Origin of the sequence: Corynebacterium auris, from assembly GCF_030408575.1 — a bacterium.
GTDB classification, from domain to species: Bacteria; Actinomycetota; Actinomycetes; order Mycobacteriales; family Mycobacteriaceae; genus Corynebacterium; species Corynebacterium auris.
This window is the reverse complement of sequence record NZ_CP047047.1, coordinates 1,666,124-1,681,909: the sequence shown is the minus strand read 5'-3', so window position 1 is coordinate 1,681,909 and position 15,786 is coordinate 1,666,124. Positions and strand designations below refer to the sequence as shown.

The window sequence follows — 15,786 nt, the reverse complement described above, 5'->3', positions numbered from 1 at the left end:
CGTCGTTAAGCGAGCCACTCCACGAGCTCGCCCACCGTCGTCTCGGGAGTGTAGGCGGATTCGTCTGCGCGTACGCCGAACTCCTCCTCGGCGCGGACGGCGAGCTCGATCCGGTCCAACGAGGACACCCCAAGCTCGTCGAGGGTCGCGTCGGGGGTGACCTCCGCGTCGGTGAATCGCCCGATGAGCTCCGCGAGGCGCCCAGCGACCGAGGTGTCCGCCGCCGGCTCCTCGTGCGTGAGGTTGAGCGCGTCAAAGTTAAGTCGTTGGGAGAGCTCCATGCGCCCACTATATACACTGGGCACCATGTCTCCGCCGCGCTCGCCACTGCGCTACGACCGCACTGGCACTACGCCGCACGACGGCCTCGACATCCGCTGGTACGAGCGCGGCCCAGAAGAGGCCGAGATCACCGTGCTCTACGTTCACGGATTCAACATCTCCTCCGCCGAGTTTGTCCTGCAGGTCGAGGCGCTTTCTGCGCTGCCGGTTCGCCAGCTGCTCGTGGACCTGCGCGGACACGGCGGAACCGGCCCCGCCCCGCCGCACATGTGCCAGGTCGACGACGCCGCCGACGATATTTTCGCCGTTCTCTGCGACCGCGGGGTGACCGGCCCCCTCATCGTCGTGGGTCACTCGCTGGGCGGGCCTGTATCGCTGTCGTTGATGCGTCGCTACGCGCACGAGCTCGACCTCGCGGGCGCCGTGCTCATCTCTACGGCCGTCGAGCCCTTCGCCGAGCAGGGCATGCCCCAGGTCCTCGCGGGGTGGGTCGGCTCCCTGCACGAGGGGCTGTACGAGGCATCCCCCCGCCTCATGAAGCGCCTCCTCGCCCTGGGCACCCGGCTGCTCGTGCCCGTGCTCGCCTGCGGCTTCTACTTCCGGCCCGTCGGCTACGCGGTGGTGAAGTTCCACGCCGCTATGATCCAGCGAACGCCCCTGGACACCTATGCCGGCTACTTCGACGATCTCCTCGAACATTCCGAGCTGGAGGCCGCCGACGTCCTGGCGACGATCCCCGGCTACATTCTCGTCGGCTCCCACGACGCCGTCGCCCCGATCTCGCAGTCCACGAAGCTGCACGAAATCTGGCCCCGCGCCTACCTCCAGATCCTGCCCGAAAGCGGGCACATGCCGCCTTTCGACGCCCCCGGCGCCGTCTCCACCGCCATCGAGCGCCTCGTCCGCGACGTCGGGTGAGGGGGTTGTCGTTTACTGTGGACTTCCGTGGGGGAGTTGGAGTTTATTCGGGGGATCGGGTCGGCGACCCGCACTGCGGTCATCACGGGGCCGGCCGCCGCTAAGCTGCGGGGGCTTAAGACGCTTGACCGCGTCGACACGGTGGACCTGCTGCTGCCGGGCGACATGCGTGCGCCCAAGGCATCGACCTGGCCGGACGGCGTGGTGTACCGCAGCGGCGCCCTGCTGCCCGAGCACGTCGTGATGGAGCAGGGCCTGCGGGTGGCCAGCACGATTCAGACGGTCCTTGACACCTGTAGGTACCACAGTCCCCTGGCCTCGCTCGTCGTCCTTGAATCGGCCCGTTTTCGCCGCCCAGACGTGACCTGCGCGGACCTTCTTTCGCTCGCCGCTACCTTGCCTCGCTCCCACGGGCTGCGCAACCTGCGCCGGGTCATTCGATACTCCGCAGCGACGTCCCAATCAGCGCTGGAGACCGTGGGCCGCTACTGCCTCATCGAGGCGCAGGTCCCCGGCCTGGCCTCCATCCGGGGCCAAGCGCCGTTCGAGTACTACGACATCGCCGGAAACCCCTTGACAGGCAGAATCGACCTCCTGCTGAACGGGTTCATCGCCGTGGAGCTCGACGGGCGCAGCAAGTACACGTCGGAAATCGTCACCGCCGACGAGCGCATCCGCGAAAAGCAGCTGCTCAGCCACGGCTACCTGGTCATTCGCGCTAATTGGCGACAGGTGTGGAGCGGGGCTCTCGCCCTCCAAGTCGCCCACGCCATTCGCCGCGTGCGCTTCCTCGGCGACGACCCCTACAGCGGCAACGTCCCCGCACCACTCAACGACGGGGAGCTCGCCCGCCGTCGCGCCTTGTACCGCCGCTAAGCGCGGTGCTACTCGACGGTTCGTGGCCGCGTCCTGGGGTTTTGCGCTCGTGGGTGCGTATCGGTCGAGTAGGTGGTGGTGCTACTCGACGGTTCGTGGCCGCGTCCTGGGGTTTTGTGCTCGTGGGTGCGTATCGGTCGAGTAGGTGGTGGTGCTACTCGACGGTTCGTGCTCGCGTCCTGGGGTTTTGTGCCCGTGGGTGCGTATCGGTCGAGTAGGCGGTGGTGCTACTCGACGGTTCGTGCTCGCGTCCTGGGGTTTTGCGCCTGTGGGTGCGTATCGGTCGAGTAGGTGGTGGAAAGTCGAGAGGCGCCCAGACAAGGGAAAGCGCCCCGCCGCAGGAAGCAGGGGGCGCTTGACCTCGGGGGTTACTCGCCTGCGCCGCCGTTGGGGTTGGTGGCGGTCGGATCGTCGATGGAGAGGTCCTTGGCTGCATCGGCGGCGACCGTCATGTCGATTTTGCCCTCGTTGGCTAGGCCTAGGAGGGCGGCGACCACCATGGATTCAGCGTCGATGTTGAAGTAGCGGCGGGCCGCTTCGCGGGTGTCGGAGAAACCGAAGCCGTCGGCGCCGAGCACGATGTATTGGCCCGGAACGTAGGGGCGGATCTGCTCGTGCAGGTCGGTGGCGAAGTCGGAGGTGGCGACATACGGGCCGGAGGTCTGCTTGAGCTGGGTGGTGGCGAAGGGCTCGCGGACGTCGGCGCCCGGGTTCTGCAGCTTCTCCTTGTTCAGCGCCGCCCCGTCGCGGGCGAGCTCGACCCAGGAGGTGACGGAGTAGATCGAGGCGCCGACGTTGTAGTCCTCCTCGAGGATCTCCTTGGCGCGCAGCGCGTGGCGCATGCCCGTGCCGGAGGCGAGGAGGGAGACCTGCAGGTCCTTGTCCTCGCCGCGCTGGTAGAGGTAGATGCCGCGGTGCAGGCCCTCGACGTCGAGGTCGGCGGGGCGCTCGGGCTGATGGGTGGGCTCGTTGTAGACGGTGATGTAGTACATCACGTTTTCGCCGCCGTCGGGGCCGTACATGCGCTCGATGCCTTTGGTAATCAGGTAGGGCATTTCGTAGGCGAAGGAGGGGTCGTAGGTGACCACGGCCGGGTTGGTGGAGGCGAGGATCGGGGAGTGACCGTCCATGTGCTGGAGGCCCTCGCCGAAGAGGGTGGTGCGCCCGGCGGTGGCGCCGATGATGAAGCCGCGGGCCATCTGGTCGCCGGCGGCCCAGAAGTTGTCGCCGGTGCGCTGGAACCCGAACATCGAGTAGAAGATGTACATCGGGATCATCGGTTCGCCGTGCGTCGCGTAGCTCGTGCCTGCGGCGATGAAGGAGGCGGAAGAGCCGTCCTCGTTGATGCCCTCGTGGAGGATCTGCCCGTCGGTGGCCTCGCGGTAGGACAGCTGTAGGTCGTGGTCCACGGGGGTGTAGTTCTGGCCCACCGGGTTGTAGATCTTCAAGGTCGGGAACCAGGAGTCGAGGCCGAAGGTGCGGGCCTCGTCGGGGATGATGGGCACGACGCGCTTGCCGATCTCCTTGTCGCGCATGAGGGCGCGGAAGGTGCGCACGAGCGCCATCGTGGTGGCCACCTCCTGCTTGCCGGAATCTTTGAAGTTGGCCTTGAAGGTCTTTTCGAAGTCGGGAAGCTCCAGCGGGGTGAAGGAGTTGCGGCGCTCGGGAAGGTAGCCGCCGAGTTCCTTACGGCGCTGCTGGAGGTACTTGATCTCTTCTGCGTCCTCGCCCGGGTGGTAGTAGGGCGGGTTGTACGGGTCGCGCTCGAGCTCTTCGTCGGAGATGGGGATTTCCTGCTTGTCACGGAAAAGCTTGAGGTCGTCGAGGGTGAGGTTCTTCATCTGGTGGGTCGCGTTGCGGCCCTCGAAGTTGTGGCCGAGGCCGTAACCCTTGACGGTGTGGGCGAGGATGACGGTGGGCTTGCCCTTGGTCTCCAGCGCGCGCTTGTAGGCAGCGTAGACCTTGCGGTAGTCGTGGCCGCCGCGGCGCAGCGCCCAGATTTCCTCGTCGCTCATGTCCTCGACGAGCTTGAGGGTGCGCGGGTCGCGGCCGAAGAAGTGCTCGCGCACGTAGGCGCCGTCGTTGGCCTTGAAGGTCTGGTAGTCGCCGTCCTTGGTGGTGTTCATGATGTGGACGAGGGCGCCTTCCTCGTCCTTGTCCAGAAGGGCGTCCCATTCGCGGCCCCATACCACCTTGATGACGTTCCAGCCGGCGCCGATGAAGAAGGCCTCGAGCTCCTGGATGATCTGGCCGTTGCCGCGGACGGGGCCGTCGAGGCGCTGGAGGTTGCAGTTGATGACAAAGGTGAGGTTGTCGAGGCCGTAGAGGGACGCCATGTGAATCAGGCCGCGGGACTCGGGCTCGTCCATCTCGCCGTCGCCGAGGAACGCCCAAACGTGCTGCTTGTCGGTGTCCTTGATGCCGCGGTTCTGCAGGTACTTGTTGAAGCGCGCCTGGTAGATGGCGTTCATCGGGCCGAGGCCCATGGACACGGTGGGGAACTCCCAGAAGGAGGGCATGCCGTGCGGGTGCGGGTAGGAGGGCAGGCCTCCCTGCGGGCGGGAGTGCTCCTGGCGGAAGCCGTCGAGGTCGTCTTCGGTCAGTCGGCCCTCGAGGAAGGCGCGGGCGTACATGCCGGGGGACGCGTGGCCCTGGAAGAAGACGTGGTCGCCGCCCTGCTCGGCGTCCTTGCCGTGGAAGAAGTGGTTGAAGCCGACTTCGTAAAGGGCGGCGGCGGAGGCGTAGGTGGAGATGTGGCCGCCGACCTTGACGCCGGGGCGCTGCGCGCGGTGGACCATGATGGCGGCGTTCCAGCGCATCCAGCGGCGGTAGCGCTTCTCAATCTTCTCGTCGCCCGGGAACTCGGGTTCCATCGAGGTGGGGATGGTGTTGACGAAGTCCGTGGAGGAAAGCGCGGGCAGTGGGACGCGCTTGGCGGAAGCACGTTCGATGAGCCGGAGCATGAGGTAGCGGGCACGCTCGGGGGAGGAGGAGTCGAGCAGCCCGTCGAAGGAATCCATCCATTCCCGGGTTTCTTCCGGGTCCTGATCGTGCAGGTAGGAGGCCACCCCCTCGCGGATCGAGGGGATGTTGGATTCGCGGTCGTTGCCGTATGGGTCCTTCTCGGCGAGGTCGAAGTCAGCCACGGTGGAGCCTCCGTAATTAGGGGTTTTTACCTTTCACTGCCGAGAATACCCCGCGCGCGACGCGGTCGGCGGGTTATCATCTTCGGGTATCACGTACCTGATGTTTACCAAGGAGGACAAACACGTGGGCGCCGCTGGTGTCGACAGCTACGTAGACCGTCTGCGAATTCGCCGAGACTGCATCGTTCAGGAGATCGGGTGGGACGAGGACGCGGATTCTAGCATTTCAGAGGCCATCGAGGACGTCATCGGGCAGCCGCTTCTCGACGAAGACACGGACGAGCTTTGCGACGTCGTCCTCCTGTGGTTCCGCACCGGCGACGGCGACCTTGTGGACGCGTTGATGGACGCTGGGCGAAACCTCAGCGAAGGAGGCCGCATCTGGCTGCTCACCCCCTCGGCCACGAAGTCGGACGCGGTTGAGCCCGGCGACATCTCGGAGTCGGCACAGCTGGCGGGCTTTGTGCAGACGAGGGCCGACCGCCTCGGCGAGTGGCAGGGCTCCTGCCTCACCGCGGCCGGCGCGAAAAAGTAGCCGGGTTTGGTGCCCCGCAGGTGCCCCGTGGTAGGGTTTCGGGGCGCGCGCCGTTAGCTCAGCTGGAAGAGCAACTGGTTTACACCCAGTAGGTCGGCGGTTCGAACCCGTCATGGCGCACCATTTTTTTCGCCCATGCTTCGACCTGGGCGACGTCGGGGGCGGCGGCGAGGTCGTAGCTGACGTCCACGACGTCCCACTGCCCGATGCGCAACCGGGCGGAGCCGGCGTGGCGAGAGCCGGGGTCGGGGACAACCACGAACTCGCTGAGCTCAGTGCCGTGGAGGGCGCAGGCTGCGGCGGAGAGGGCCTCGAGCGAGACGCCCGTGAGCATGGGGGCACCGTCGGGGTCGAACTGCGCTGCCAGCGCGCTGATGGGGAAGTCGCGGAACGCGGCGGGGTCGTCGCTTAGGGCGTCCTCGAAGTCCGCTGTTTCGATGTCGGGGGCGGGGGTGATCCCTGCGTCGCGCAGCGCGGCGAGGCAGGAGCTGAGAAGGGCGTGGTCGGACGGGGAAAACATAGGCACCTCGTGGCGGGTGGGCTAGCGTTCTTCCTGCCTATCGTAGGACGCGGCCCAGGGGTTGCGCTTGGCGGAGCCGTACCGGGGGCGGGCAGGCGCGGGCTCGGAAGGAGCGGGCTCGGAGGGCGTGTCGGCGAGGGGGGCGTCGGCAAGCAGTGCCTCCTGCTCCTCCCGGAAGCGGCGCCTTTCGCGCGTTTCGGCCCAGATGAAGTAGATGAGCCCGGCGGGGGCGAGGATGCCGAAGGCGATCCACTGCAGGCCGTAGGAGAGGTGGTTGCCGGTGTCGAGCTGCGGCAGCGGGATGGCCTGCAGCTCGCCGGGCTCGCCGGCGGCGAGCTGCACGTAGGGGCTGGCGAGGGGCTGGCCGGTCAGCTCGGAGACCTGCCCGGTGCTGATTGAGTAGACCATGTCGTAGCCCTGGTCGTGCATCGGGGGAGTCGGGTGGACGCCCTCGTCGGCGCGCACAAAGCCGGTCGCGGTGAGGCGGCCGGTGGGGGCGGAGCTGAACTCCGGGACCTCGGTGCCGCCGTCGCTGGCGGGTACCCACCCGCGATTGACCAGGACCGTCTCGCCGCTGTCGAGGGCGAAGGGGGTGAGCACCTGGAAAGCCGGGGTGCGGTCGACGGGGCGCAGGCGCAAAAGGACCTCGTCCTCGGGTAGGTAGCGGCCGGTGAGGTAGACGCGGGTCCACTCCTCGGCGCTCGCGTCGAAGGGGATCGGGTCGTTGTCAAAGGCGTGTTCGATGTGCTCGTTGCGCTCCACCAGGGCCTCGTTCTTGCCCAGCTGCCAGGGCGCGAGGAAGGTGAAGGCAAAGTAGGAAAACGCCGCGATGAGCAGGGCGGCGATCACCCAGCCGGGGGTGAGGAACGTCTTCCACCAGGGTTTTTCGTTCGTCGTCGCCATCACACCTGCCTACTCTACGCGGGCACGCACCCAATCGATAATGCCGTCGGCCGCCGCCTCAATTTGCTCGCGGGTGGTGCGAAAGCCCGCCTGGCCGCCGTAGTAGGGGTCCTCGACCCCGGCGCCCTCCGGGGCCTGCGGATCGAAGGAACGCAGGAGGCGGATCTTCTCCTCGGGCACCCCGCGCGCGACGAGCTCGGAGACGTGGCGCTGCTCGAGGGCGACGATGAGGTCCGCGTCCTGCTGCGCCTGCCCGAACTGTTGGGCGCGGTGGCGGGAGCCGTCGTAGCCGTTTTCGGCGAGCTCGTAGACGGCGCGCTCGTCGGCGCGGGAGCCCACGTGCCAGCCGCCGGTGCCGGAGGAGGTAACTACCGTGGAGCCGCCCAGCCCCGCCTCTTTCAGCTTGGCGCGGACGATGACCTCCGCCATGGGGGAGCGGCAGATGTTCCCGGTGCAGACGAACTCAATGTGCAGCGGAGCGGTGTCCACGTAAAAAGCCTCCTCAGTCAATCTCTCCCCAACTCTAGCGGGACCCCGATGTCGGGTGCCTTTGTAGGGTAGGAGCCATGACTACTCAGCCCGTGACAGTCGCCGACGTCGTTGCCACGCTCGATGCCGCCTACCCGCCAGCGCTCGCCGAGAGCTGGGACAAGGTGGGCCTGATCTGCGGCGACCCGGCAGCCCCGGTGGAAAAGGTCGCCTTCGCCCTGGACTGCACCATGGAGGTGGCGCGCCGGGCGGTTGAGCGCAAAGCGGACATGCTCGTCGTGCACCACCCGCTGCTTTTGCGCGGGGTGTCCTCGGTGGCCGCCAACACGCCGAAGGGGCGGATCGTGCACCACCTGATCGCAGGCGGCTGCGCCCTGTTCGCGGCGCACACCAACGCGGACTCGGCCCGCCCGGGGGTCTCCGACAAGCTCGCCGAGCTCGTGGGGATCGTCCCGGGGCGCCCGATCGTGCCCGTCACGCTGGACGGGGTGGACAAGTGGGGCGTGCAGGTCCCGGCGGCGCACTCCGCCGAACTCAAGAAGGCGCTTTTCGCGGCGGGGGCAGGGCGCATCGGCAACTACGCCGAATGCGCCTTCGAATGGCCGGGCACCGGCGGGTTCACCCCGCTCGACGGCGCCGACCCCACCGACGGCACCGTCGGTGAGCACCACTCCGCGCCCGAGACCCGCGTCGAGTTCGTCGCACCCACCAGGCTTCGCCGCACGCTTATCGACGCCCTCCGGGCCGCCCACCCCTACGAGGAGCCGGCCTTCGACGTCGTCGCCATGCCGGACACCTCCGACCTGTCCACGGCGACCGGGCTGGGCCGCATCGGCGAGCTCCCGCGGCCGATGACCTTGCGCGAGTTCACCCAGCAGGTTGCCGACGCCCTGCCGGAGACGGCGTGGGGGGTGCGCGCCGCGGGAGACCCGGAGCGCATTGTCCGCACGGTGGCGGTGTCCTCGGGTGCCGGGGACGGGTTCCTGGGGGACGTCGCGAAGCTCGGCGTCGATGTCTACGTGACCTCGGACCTGCGCCACCACCCGGTCGACGAGCACCTGGCCGCGGGCGGCCCGGCGGTGGTGGACACGGCCCACTGGGCCAGCGAGTTCCCGTGGACGCAGCAGGCGGAAGGTATCGTGAAACGCCTGAGCGTGGACACCGAGATCCTCCGCATCCGCACGGACCCCTGGACCCTGTCCGCCCACCCCAGTCGCTAGAAAACCGATCTGAAGGAGCCAACGTGAACCTCTCACCCGAGCTGCAGCCGGTGCTTCTGGAGCTCGCCGCCGCCGACCGCCACGCCGCGCACCCCGCAGCCGCCTCGCCGGAGCAGAAGGAGCTCGACGCGCTGCTGCAGGAGCGCGAGCGGGTCGCGTCCGCCGCCGCGGCGGCCCAGCTCGCCGTCGACGACATGGAACTGGAGATCCTGCGCATCCAGGAGGACGAGCGCAAGCTGAAAAAGCGGGAGCTCGACGACAAGCGCCAGCTGGGCGCCGAGACGGATCCGGATCGCCGCCGTGATCTGGAACACGACCGCTACGCGGCGAAGTCGCGCATCGCGGACCTGCTCTCAGAGCTCAAGGAGGCCCACAACGAGATCGCGGCGCTGCGCAACAACCGCGATAACCACGGCGCGCGCCTCGACGAGGCGGACCGGAAGGTGGCCGCGGCCCGCCGCGCCGTCGAGGCGCTTCCCGAGCCCGTCGCCGCCGACCCCGGCGCGCTGCGCGATCAGCTGCCCGCCGACGTCCTTGCGCTGTACGACGACGTGGGGGCCGCGTCCTTTAACGGGCGCACCTGCCATTCCTGCTTCCTCCAGCTGCCGCCCGCCGAGCGTGCCGAGGCCATGGGCGTGCCCGCCGATGAGCTTCCCACCTGCCCCAACTGCGGCGCCCTGCTCGTGCGCGTCGCCCCGAACGAGGGGTAGGACGCCATGAAGGTCACGGTCTACACCGACGGCGGCTCCCGCGGAAACCCCGGTGTCGCAGGCTCCGGCTCCGTCGTCTACGGCCCGCAGGGCGAAACGCTGGCGGAGATCGCGTACGTGGTGGGGCAGAAGTCCTCCAATAACGTCGCCGAATACACCGGCCTGTTGCGCGGCCTGGAGGCCGCCGCCGAAGCGGGGGCGAGCGAGGTTGAGGTCTACATGGACTCCAAGCTCGTCGTCGAGCAGATGAGCGGGCGCTGGAAGATCAAGCACCCCGACATGCAAAAGCTCGCGCTCGAGGCCCGCGCGCTCGCCGAGCGTTTCGACGCTGTCACGTACACCTGGGTCCCCCGCGCGAAGAACAAGAAGGCCGACGAGCTGTCCAACGTGGCCATGGACGCGGCGGCCAAGGGCGCCCCGGTGGGCGTCGTGGGTGCGCCTTCTTCGGGCCACGTCGTGGCGGGCCCGGCCCACTGGTCCGGCTGCGAGGACCCGTGCACGCGCTTCGTGCTGCTGCGCCACGGGCAGACGGAGCACTCGGTCAACCACTGCTACAGCGGTTCCTCGGACCCGCAGCTGACCGAGGTGGGCCGCGAGCAGGCGCGCCGGGCTGCGGCTGCGGTAGCGCGGCTGGGAGGCATCGATGTGGTGGTTTCCTCGCCCTCCTCGCGCGCCCGGGATACGGCGCGAGCCTGCGCCGACGCGCTCGGCATCGACGAGGTTCAGGTGGCGCAGGGCTTCCGCGAGATGGATTTCGGGGCCTTCGAGGGGCTCACGCGCGAGCAAGCGATGGAGAGCCACGGCGCCGAGTTCGCGCAGTGGGAGGCCTCCGCGAGCACCCCGCCGCCGGGCGGGGAGTCGCTGACGCAGCTGCACCGCCGCGTCACCCGGGCGCGGCTGAGACTGCAGGAGGAGTACGAGGGAAAGACCATCCTCGTGGTTACCCACATGGCGCCGATCAAGTCGGTGGTGCGGCAGGCTCTCGGCGCCGGCGTTGAGGTGTTCCGCCACGTCTTCCTCGACCTGGCGTCCGTTTCCGTCGCCGAGTTTTACGGTGATTACGGCGTGGTGCGGTGCGTCAACGACGTCTCCCACCACGGCTGATTCCCTTCTCCGGCGGGGCGGGCGTAAGCTTAGGTCCCAGCGAACGAGTCGGCCGGGTGACCGCGGCTTCCCGTACCGCCGCTTCGAGCGGGTCGGGCGGGGGTCGAGGAAAGTCCGGACTCCACAGGGCACGGTGGTTGCTAACAGCAACCCGGAGCGATCCGCGGGAAAGTGCAACAGAAAGTAGACCGCCTGTCTTTCGTGGGCAGGTAAGGGTGAAAGGGTGCGGTAAGAGCGCACCGGCGTGTGTGGTGACACGCGCGGCCAGGTAAACCCCACCGGGAGCAAGGCAAGAGCCCCCGCCGCCGCGGCGGGGGTCGTCGGACGCGACGTGATGTCGGAGGCTGCCCGCCCAGTCCGAAGGTAGCTGCTTGAGGCGCCCAGCAATGGGTGGCCCAGATGGATGGTCGCCGCCCCTCGGGGCACAGAATCCGGCTTACAGGTCGGCTCGTTCGCCCCTTTTTTGCGCGGCGCGGGGCGGGCGATTCTGTCACAATGGCTGGTTATGAAGCTGTATGCCGCCCCGCTGAATTTCCGCGCCATCGCCCGTGAGTTCGGCGTTCCCACGGATTTCTCCCCCGCAGTCCACGCCGAGGCGGCCCAGCTCACCGACCGCTTTGCGGGGCAGCGCCGCGACGCCCGTGATATCGCCTTCGTCACCATCGATCCGGCCGGGTCGAAGGACCTCGACCAGGCGGTATACATCGAGCGCTCGGGGTCCGGCTACACCGTCTATTACGCCATCGCGGACGTCGCGGCGTTCGTTGAGCCCGCCAGCGCGACGAAGGAGGAGTCCTTCGAGCGCGGCCAGACGGTCTACCTGCCCGATGAGCCAGCCCGCCTGCACCCGGAGGAGCTCAGCGAGGACGCCGCTTCGCTGCTTCCCGACGTCGATAGGCCCGCGGCCCTGTGGACCTTCCGCCTCGACGAGCGGGCCGAGGTGACGGACGCTCGCGTCGAGCGCGCGCTGGTGCACAGCGTCGCGCGCCTGGATTACGACAGCGTGCAGGAGGACTTCGACGCTGGCCGCCCCCACCCCTCCATCGAGCTTTTGCCCGAGGTGGGCAAGCTGCGGCAGGCGAGCTCGCTGCGGCGGCAGGCGATCAACCTGCGGGTGCCCTCGGTGCGCGTGGTGGAAAACGAGGAGGGCCACTTCGAGCTCGTCATCGAGCCGCGCCACCCCGTCATGGACTACAACTCGGAGATTTCGCTGCTTACCGGCATGGTGGCGGGACAGATGATGGTCGAGGCCGGCAAGGGTTTTCTGCGCACCCTGGGGCCCGCCCCGACCGGGGCCGAGGACGACTTCATGCAGGAGATCCGCAACCTCGGGTTCGCCCCGGGCCCCGATATCGGCCAGTTCCTCGCCACCGTTGACGCGGACACCCCGCGCGGGATGGCCGTCATGCGGGAAGCACAGAAATTGTTGCGTGGCTCGGGCTACGTCAACCTGGAGGAAAAGGAGCCCGAGGTACACGCCGGGATCGGCGGTTACTACAGCCACGTCACCGCGCCGCTGCGCCGGCTCATCGACCGGTACGCCACCGAGGTCTGCTTGTCCATCTGCGCTGGAACGGACGTGCCGGAGTGGGTCACAGCCGAAAGCAATCGCGTGGTGAAGACCATGGGGCGCACCTCCCAGCTGGCCAACACAGTGGACAAGGCCTGCCTGAACCTCACGGAGGCCACCGTGCTGCGCCCGTGGTTGGGCCACAACTTCGATGCCGTCGTGCTCCACTCGGACCAGCAGGCGGATCAGGCGCGCATCTTCGTGGTGGACCCGCCCGTGCTGGCCCCGTGCCTCGGCCACCCCGACGAGGGCAGGGAGACTGCCGTCTCGCTCATCCGCGCCGACATCGACAACCGGGAGGTTGCCTTCGCCTGGCCAGCTGATTAGCGGCGCTAGCTGGAGATATCCTCCACGCGGGCGACCTCGCCGGGCAGTACCTCAACGACCTCGTAGTCGCGCGCGGTGGAGGCAAGGAACGCCTCGGCTGCGCGCAGCGGCACGAAGGCGAGCGCGGCGGGGGAGTTGCCCGCGGCGGCGGGGCGGGCCGAGCGGGCGCCGCGGCTGAGCAGGTCACTGACCAGGGCGTCGGGGGTGTCCAGGTCGTGTTGCTCGGAGGCCGAGTTGAGCAGGGTGAACAGTTCGTTGTCGCGGCGCGAGCGCAGCGCCTTGGCGGTGGCGAGGGAGCGCAGCGTCTCCGTTTCGCAGAAGCGCACCCAGGAGCGTGCGACCTCCGGGGCGGGGGCGGAATCAGGGCCGGTGACCTGGCGGCGGGCCTCCACCCACTCGACGACGCGCTCGGCGGCGTTGGGCAGCTGGCGCAGGGAATCGACACCGAAGTTCGCGCAGGCGGCGTCGATGAAGGCGCGCCGCTCGGCGATGCGCTGCGTCTGCCTGTCGTAGGGCTCGCCCCAGGATTCCGTCACGGCGAAGATCCGCACCCCCAAACGCGCGGGGTGGGGGGCCTGGGTGACGGAGCCGTCGGCGTAGTCGACCACGGAGATCGTCCCGCTCTTGCCGCGCAGCGCCGCGGTGTGGCGGGCGCGCAGCACGGCGAGCGGGGAGTTGAGCGTGACGTTGTGGGAGCAGATTTCGGCGAGGCGGGCGCGCAGGGGGGCTTCGTCGATCTCCGGGTCATCGCCCGCGAGGGCGAGCGCCAGGGCGGCGTCGCCCGCGTAGAGCGAACCCAGGCCGGCACCGGGGAGGATGTCGGTGACCAGGGAAATATCCAGGCCGCGAGTGTCGCGGGAGATCACCTGGCGGGAAATGAGCAGAGAAACCAGGCCGATGACGCGCCGGGTCAGCCTGTCCAGGGAGCCTTCCTCCTGCAGGGCGTCTAGCGAGCCGGTGGAGGAGATGCTGTAGCCGTCCGGGCCGCGCAGCTCGATGCGGATCGTCTCGTCGGTGCGGGGCGAAACGGCGGCGGCGGCGCGCAGGGACGTCAGCCCCAGCAGCGTCACCCCGCCGAAGTGGTCCACGTTTTCGCCGATGAGCACCCACGTCCCGGGCGCGGAGGCGCACCGCGATGGGCTGCGGCCGGTGACCTCGCGGTGCAGGTCGCAGGCGCGTTTGGCGGGGGAGGTCTCGTCGGCGGCCCACACGGCCATGATGAACACGTCCTTTCGGGGTGGGGTGCTGCGCGGCGCGGATGCGCCATAGCCCTCCAGACTACCAACGCCGAGGGTAGGGTGGGCGGCACCTGAAAGCAGGCCGAGGAAAGGAGAGGCGCCATGTCCGACGAGCAGTTTTACTACAACCCCGCCACCGGGGAGATCACCGAGGGCAAGGTTGATGGATGGGGCGACCGCATGGGGCCCTACGCCACGCGCGAGGAGGCGGCTGCGGCGCTCAAGATCGCGGCGCAGCGCAACAAGGATGCTGACGCGCGCGAGGAGGCCGACGAGAACTGGGGCAAGCCCGCCTCGTGGGAGAAGTAGCCGCTAAGGCTTGATCTTGGAGAAGGCCTTGGCCACCTCCGAGACCGTCTTCTCGTAGCCCTCGAGCGCCCGCGCGCCGCGGTCCATTTCCCGCTGGTAGAGCAGCCCGTAGGCGAAGGTGTCCTCACCGCGCTCGCGGGCCGCGGCGGCGAGGCGCTCGATACGGTCGCGGGAGGTCACCGCGTCCTGGAAGTCCCCGAGCTGCGACTGCAGCGCCTTGCATGCCTTGGTCAGGCGGCGGGCCTTGAGCCCAGCGCCCTCCGCCGCAACCGAGGCGTAGCGCAGCTTCTTCGCGGCCTTGCGCACGTCGTGGACGTAGTCCTCGCGCTCGTGCAGGTCCAGGCTCGTGTCGTTGTAGTGCTCGAGGACCTTCTTGTGGCGCTTCTTCACCTTTTTGAAGCCCCGCTCGAGGTGCTCGTAGAGGATCTCGCGGGACTCGCCGCCCTCGGGCGCGTCCTCGGCCGCATGCGTGGCGACGGGCGGGTGCGCGAGCAGGGCATCGATCTCGTCGAGCAGGCGCAAAAAGCGCGGGGAGTCGAGCATTTCCACGATGTCCTCGTGGGCCCGGCGGTACTCGGCCCGCATGTCCTCGGCGATGTGGGCGGCCGCGGTGGCGTCGACAAGCCCGCTCTCGTCGCTGTCGACGAGGGCGAGGAGGCGTTCCTCGACAACCTCGGCGTCTCGCGCGACGCCCAAGACCGCGGCGGTCTCCTTCAGTTCGTCCTCGAGGTGAGAAAGTTGCTCGCCCTCGAGGATTCCCTCGAAGGTTTCGAGCAGGGAGCGCATCTCGCGAGTGGATACGCGCAGCTGATGGACGGAATCCCATTCGTCGGCGCGGACGCGCGGCTCCCAGCTCACGATGGAGTCGCGCTGGGTGCGCAGTGCGCTCACCACCGCAGCTGCCGGCGAGTCGGGGTCGAGCTCGGGCGCGCGAAGGTGCGGCGGCAGGGGGGCGGACTCGGCGGAGGAGCCGAGGGCCGTGGCCAGCTTGGAGGGTGAATCGGACTTGCGCGCCCCCGCGGCGATGAGGAAGGAGGTTGCCCGCGACAGCAGCGCCTCGCCCTCCTCTGTGCCGGCGGTGAACTCGGACAGCTCGAGTTCCCACTCGCGCCAGGAGGTCCGCTCGCCGCCGGGCAGCAGAGACCACGCCGTGACGTGGTCGTCGCAGAACTCGGCGACCTTCTCGCCGGTCGGCGAACCAAGGGCGGATTCGACGCGGTAGTTATCCACCTGGGCAATCGGGGAAAGCTCTGCGGTGCGCACGATGGCGCGCACGTTGGCCAGCAGCTCCTCGGGGATCTGGGTCGGCTCCTGCAGCGGGGCGCGCAGCTCGCGGCGGGCCGAACCGGCGGGCAGCTTGAGGTGCCAGCCGTCGTCCGCGCCCCCGGTGCGGCGGCGCAGCGTGATCTTTGCCCTCGTGAGGCGCAGGTCGGGGGTGTCGAAGTAGATGGCGGACAGGTGGTGCTCCACGCTGTCGAGGACGCTTTCTACTCCCGGCAGCTCCGTGAGGTCGGGGACAGCGGTTGCCTCGTCGACGGCCAGCTTGGCCTCCACCTCGAGTACGTCGCGGGGGGTGTCGTGATTGTTCTCGGACACGTGGTGCTCGCCCTTTCTCGTTCCAGCATCGCGCGTGGGGTGC

General features: G+C 68.6%; 15 protein-coding genes, 1 tRNA gene and 1 other RNA gene. 11 read left to right on the top strand and 6 right to left on the bottom strand.

The features are described from left to right. Positions 1 to 5 precede the first annotated feature (5 nt). Complete coding sequence (locus tag CAURIS_RS08010; RefSeq protein ID WP_290341528.1) at positions 6 to 281, bottom strand: acyl carrier protein; 276 nt, start codon at positions 279 to 281, stop codon at positions 6 to 8. A 25-nt stretch (positions 282 to 306) separates the two neighbouring features. Here CAURIS_RS08010 and CAURIS_RS08005 point away from each other — a divergent pair, with 25 nt between their 5' ends. Both CAURIS_RS08005 and CAURIS_RS08000 read left to right on the top strand, forming a co-directional pair. Beyond that, the gene (locus tag CAURIS_RS08005; protein ID WP_290341527.1) at positions 307 to 1,200 is read left to right on the top strand and encodes an alpha/beta fold hydrolase; all 894 of its coding nucleotides are present in this window, start codon (positions 307 to 309) and stop codon (positions 1,198 to 1,200) included. Positions 1,201 to 1,227: 27 nt separating this feature from the next. Beyond that, positions 1,228 to 2,076, top strand: a complete 849-nt coding sequence (locus tag CAURIS_RS08000) for a putative endonuclease domain-containing protein (RefSeq protein WP_290341526.1) — start codon at positions 1,228 to 1,230, stop codon at positions 2,074 to 2,076. Positions 2,077 to 2,444: 368 nt separating this feature from the next. Here CAURIS_RS08000 and aceE read toward each other — a convergent pair whose 3' ends face one another. Next, positions 2,445 to 5,222 carry a pyruvate dehydrogenase (acetyl-transferring), homodimeric type gene (gene aceE / locus CAURIS_RS07995; protein WP_435383996.1) on the bottom strand — a complete coding sequence of 926 codons (2,778 nt, stop codon included), beginning with the start codon at positions 5,220 to 5,222 and terminating at the stop codon, positions 2,445 to 2,447. A 100-nt stretch (positions 5,223 to 5,322) separates the two neighbouring features. Here aceE and CAURIS_RS07990 point away from each other — a divergent pair, with 100 nt between their 5' ends. From CAURIS_RS07990 to CAURIS_RS07980, 3 genes are all read left to right on the top strand, one after another. Further along, positions 5,323 to 5,757, top strand: coding sequence for a DUF3052 domain-containing protein (locus tag CAURIS_RS07990; RefSeq protein WP_290341524.1), 435 nt, complete (start codon positions 5,323 to 5,325; stop codon positions 5,755 to 5,757). 47 nt (positions 5,758 to 5,804) lie between these two features. Beyond that, positions 5,805 to 5,880 (top strand) — tRNA-Val (locus CAURIS_RS07985). After that, positions 5,870 to 6,169 carry a hypothetical protein gene (locus tag CAURIS_RS07980; protein WP_290341523.1) on the top strand — a complete coding sequence of 100 codons (300 nt, stop codon included), beginning with the start codon at positions 5,870 to 5,872 and terminating at the stop codon, positions 6,167 to 6,169. The genes CAURIS_RS07985 and CAURIS_RS07980 overlap by 11 nt, the downstream gene beginning before the upstream one ends. A gap of 129 nt (positions 6,170 to 6,298) precedes the next feature. Here CAURIS_RS07980 and CAURIS_RS07975 read toward each other — a convergent pair whose 3' ends face one another. Beyond that, a complete protein-coding gene (locus CAURIS_RS07975; RefSeq protein WP_290343357.1) occupies positions 6,299 to 7,180 on the bottom strand; it encodes an SURF1 family cytochrome oxidase biogenesis protein in 882 nt (293 codons plus the stop codon). A 9-nt stretch (positions 7,181 to 7,189) separates the two neighbouring features. Further along, positions 7,190 to 7,609, bottom strand: a complete 420-nt coding sequence (locus CAURIS_RS07970) for a low molecular weight protein-tyrosine-phosphatase (RefSeq protein ID WP_290343356.1) — start codon at positions 7,607 to 7,609, stop codon at positions 7,190 to 7,192. A gap of 137 nt (positions 7,610 to 7,746) precedes the next feature. Here CAURIS_RS07970 and CAURIS_RS07965 point away from each other — a divergent pair, with 137 nt between their 5' ends. The 5 genes from CAURIS_RS07965 (at position 7,747) to CAURIS_RS07945 (ending at position 12,600) form a co-directional block, all read left to right on the top strand. Then, entirely contained in the window at positions 7,747 to 8,889 is a 1,143-nt protein-coding gene (locus tag CAURIS_RS07965; protein WP_290341522.1) for a Nif3-like dinuclear metal center hexameric protein, read from the top strand. Between the two features lie 23 nt (positions 8,890 to 8,912). Then, positions 8,913 to 9,599, top strand: a complete 687-nt coding sequence (locus CAURIS_RS07960) for a zinc ribbon domain-containing protein (RefSeq protein WP_290341521.1) — start codon at positions 8,913 to 8,915, stop codon at positions 9,597 to 9,599. Positions 9,600 to 9,605: 6 nt separating this feature from the next. After that, the gene (locus CAURIS_RS07955; RefSeq protein ID WP_290341519.1) at positions 9,606 to 10,703 is read left to right on the top strand and encodes a bifunctional RNase H/acid phosphatase; all 1,098 of its coding nucleotides are present in this window, start codon (positions 9,606 to 9,608) and stop codon (positions 10,701 to 10,703) included. A gap of 44 nt (positions 10,704 to 10,747) precedes the next feature. After that, positions 10,748 to 11,158: RNase P RNA component class A (rnpB, locus tag CAURIS_RS07950), an RNA gene on the top strand. A gap of 50 nt (positions 11,159 to 11,208) precedes the next feature. Further along, positions 11,209 to 12,600, top strand: coding sequence for an RNB domain-containing ribonuclease (locus tag CAURIS_RS07945; protein ID WP_290341518.1), 1,392 nt, complete (start codon positions 11,209 to 11,211; stop codon positions 12,598 to 12,600). 5 nt (positions 12,601 to 12,605) lie between these two features. Here CAURIS_RS07945 and CAURIS_RS07940 read toward each other — a convergent pair whose 3' ends face one another. Beyond that, positions 12,606 to 13,817 carry a galactokinase family protein gene (locus CAURIS_RS07940; protein WP_290341517.1) on the bottom strand — a complete coding sequence of 404 codons (1,212 nt, stop codon included), beginning with the start codon at positions 13,815 to 13,817 and terminating at the stop codon, positions 12,606 to 12,608. A 123-nt stretch (positions 13,818 to 13,940) separates the two neighbouring features. Here CAURIS_RS07940 and CAURIS_RS07935 point away from each other — a divergent pair, with 123 nt between their 5' ends. Continuing rightward, the gene (locus CAURIS_RS07935; RefSeq protein WP_290341516.1) at positions 13,941 to 14,147 is read left to right on the top strand and encodes a hypothetical protein; all 207 of its coding nucleotides are present in this window, start codon (positions 13,941 to 13,943) and stop codon (positions 14,145 to 14,147) included. A 3-nt stretch (positions 14,148 to 14,150) separates the two neighbouring features. On the opposite strand, the gene CAURIS_RS07930 is transcribed toward CAURIS_RS07935, so the two are convergent. After that, a complete protein-coding gene (locus CAURIS_RS07930) occupies positions 14,151 to 15,743 on the bottom strand; it encodes a CYTH and CHAD domain-containing protein (RefSeq protein ID WP_290341515.1) in 1,593 nt (530 codons plus the stop codon). Between the last annotated feature and the right edge of the window lie 43 nt (positions 15,744 to 15,786).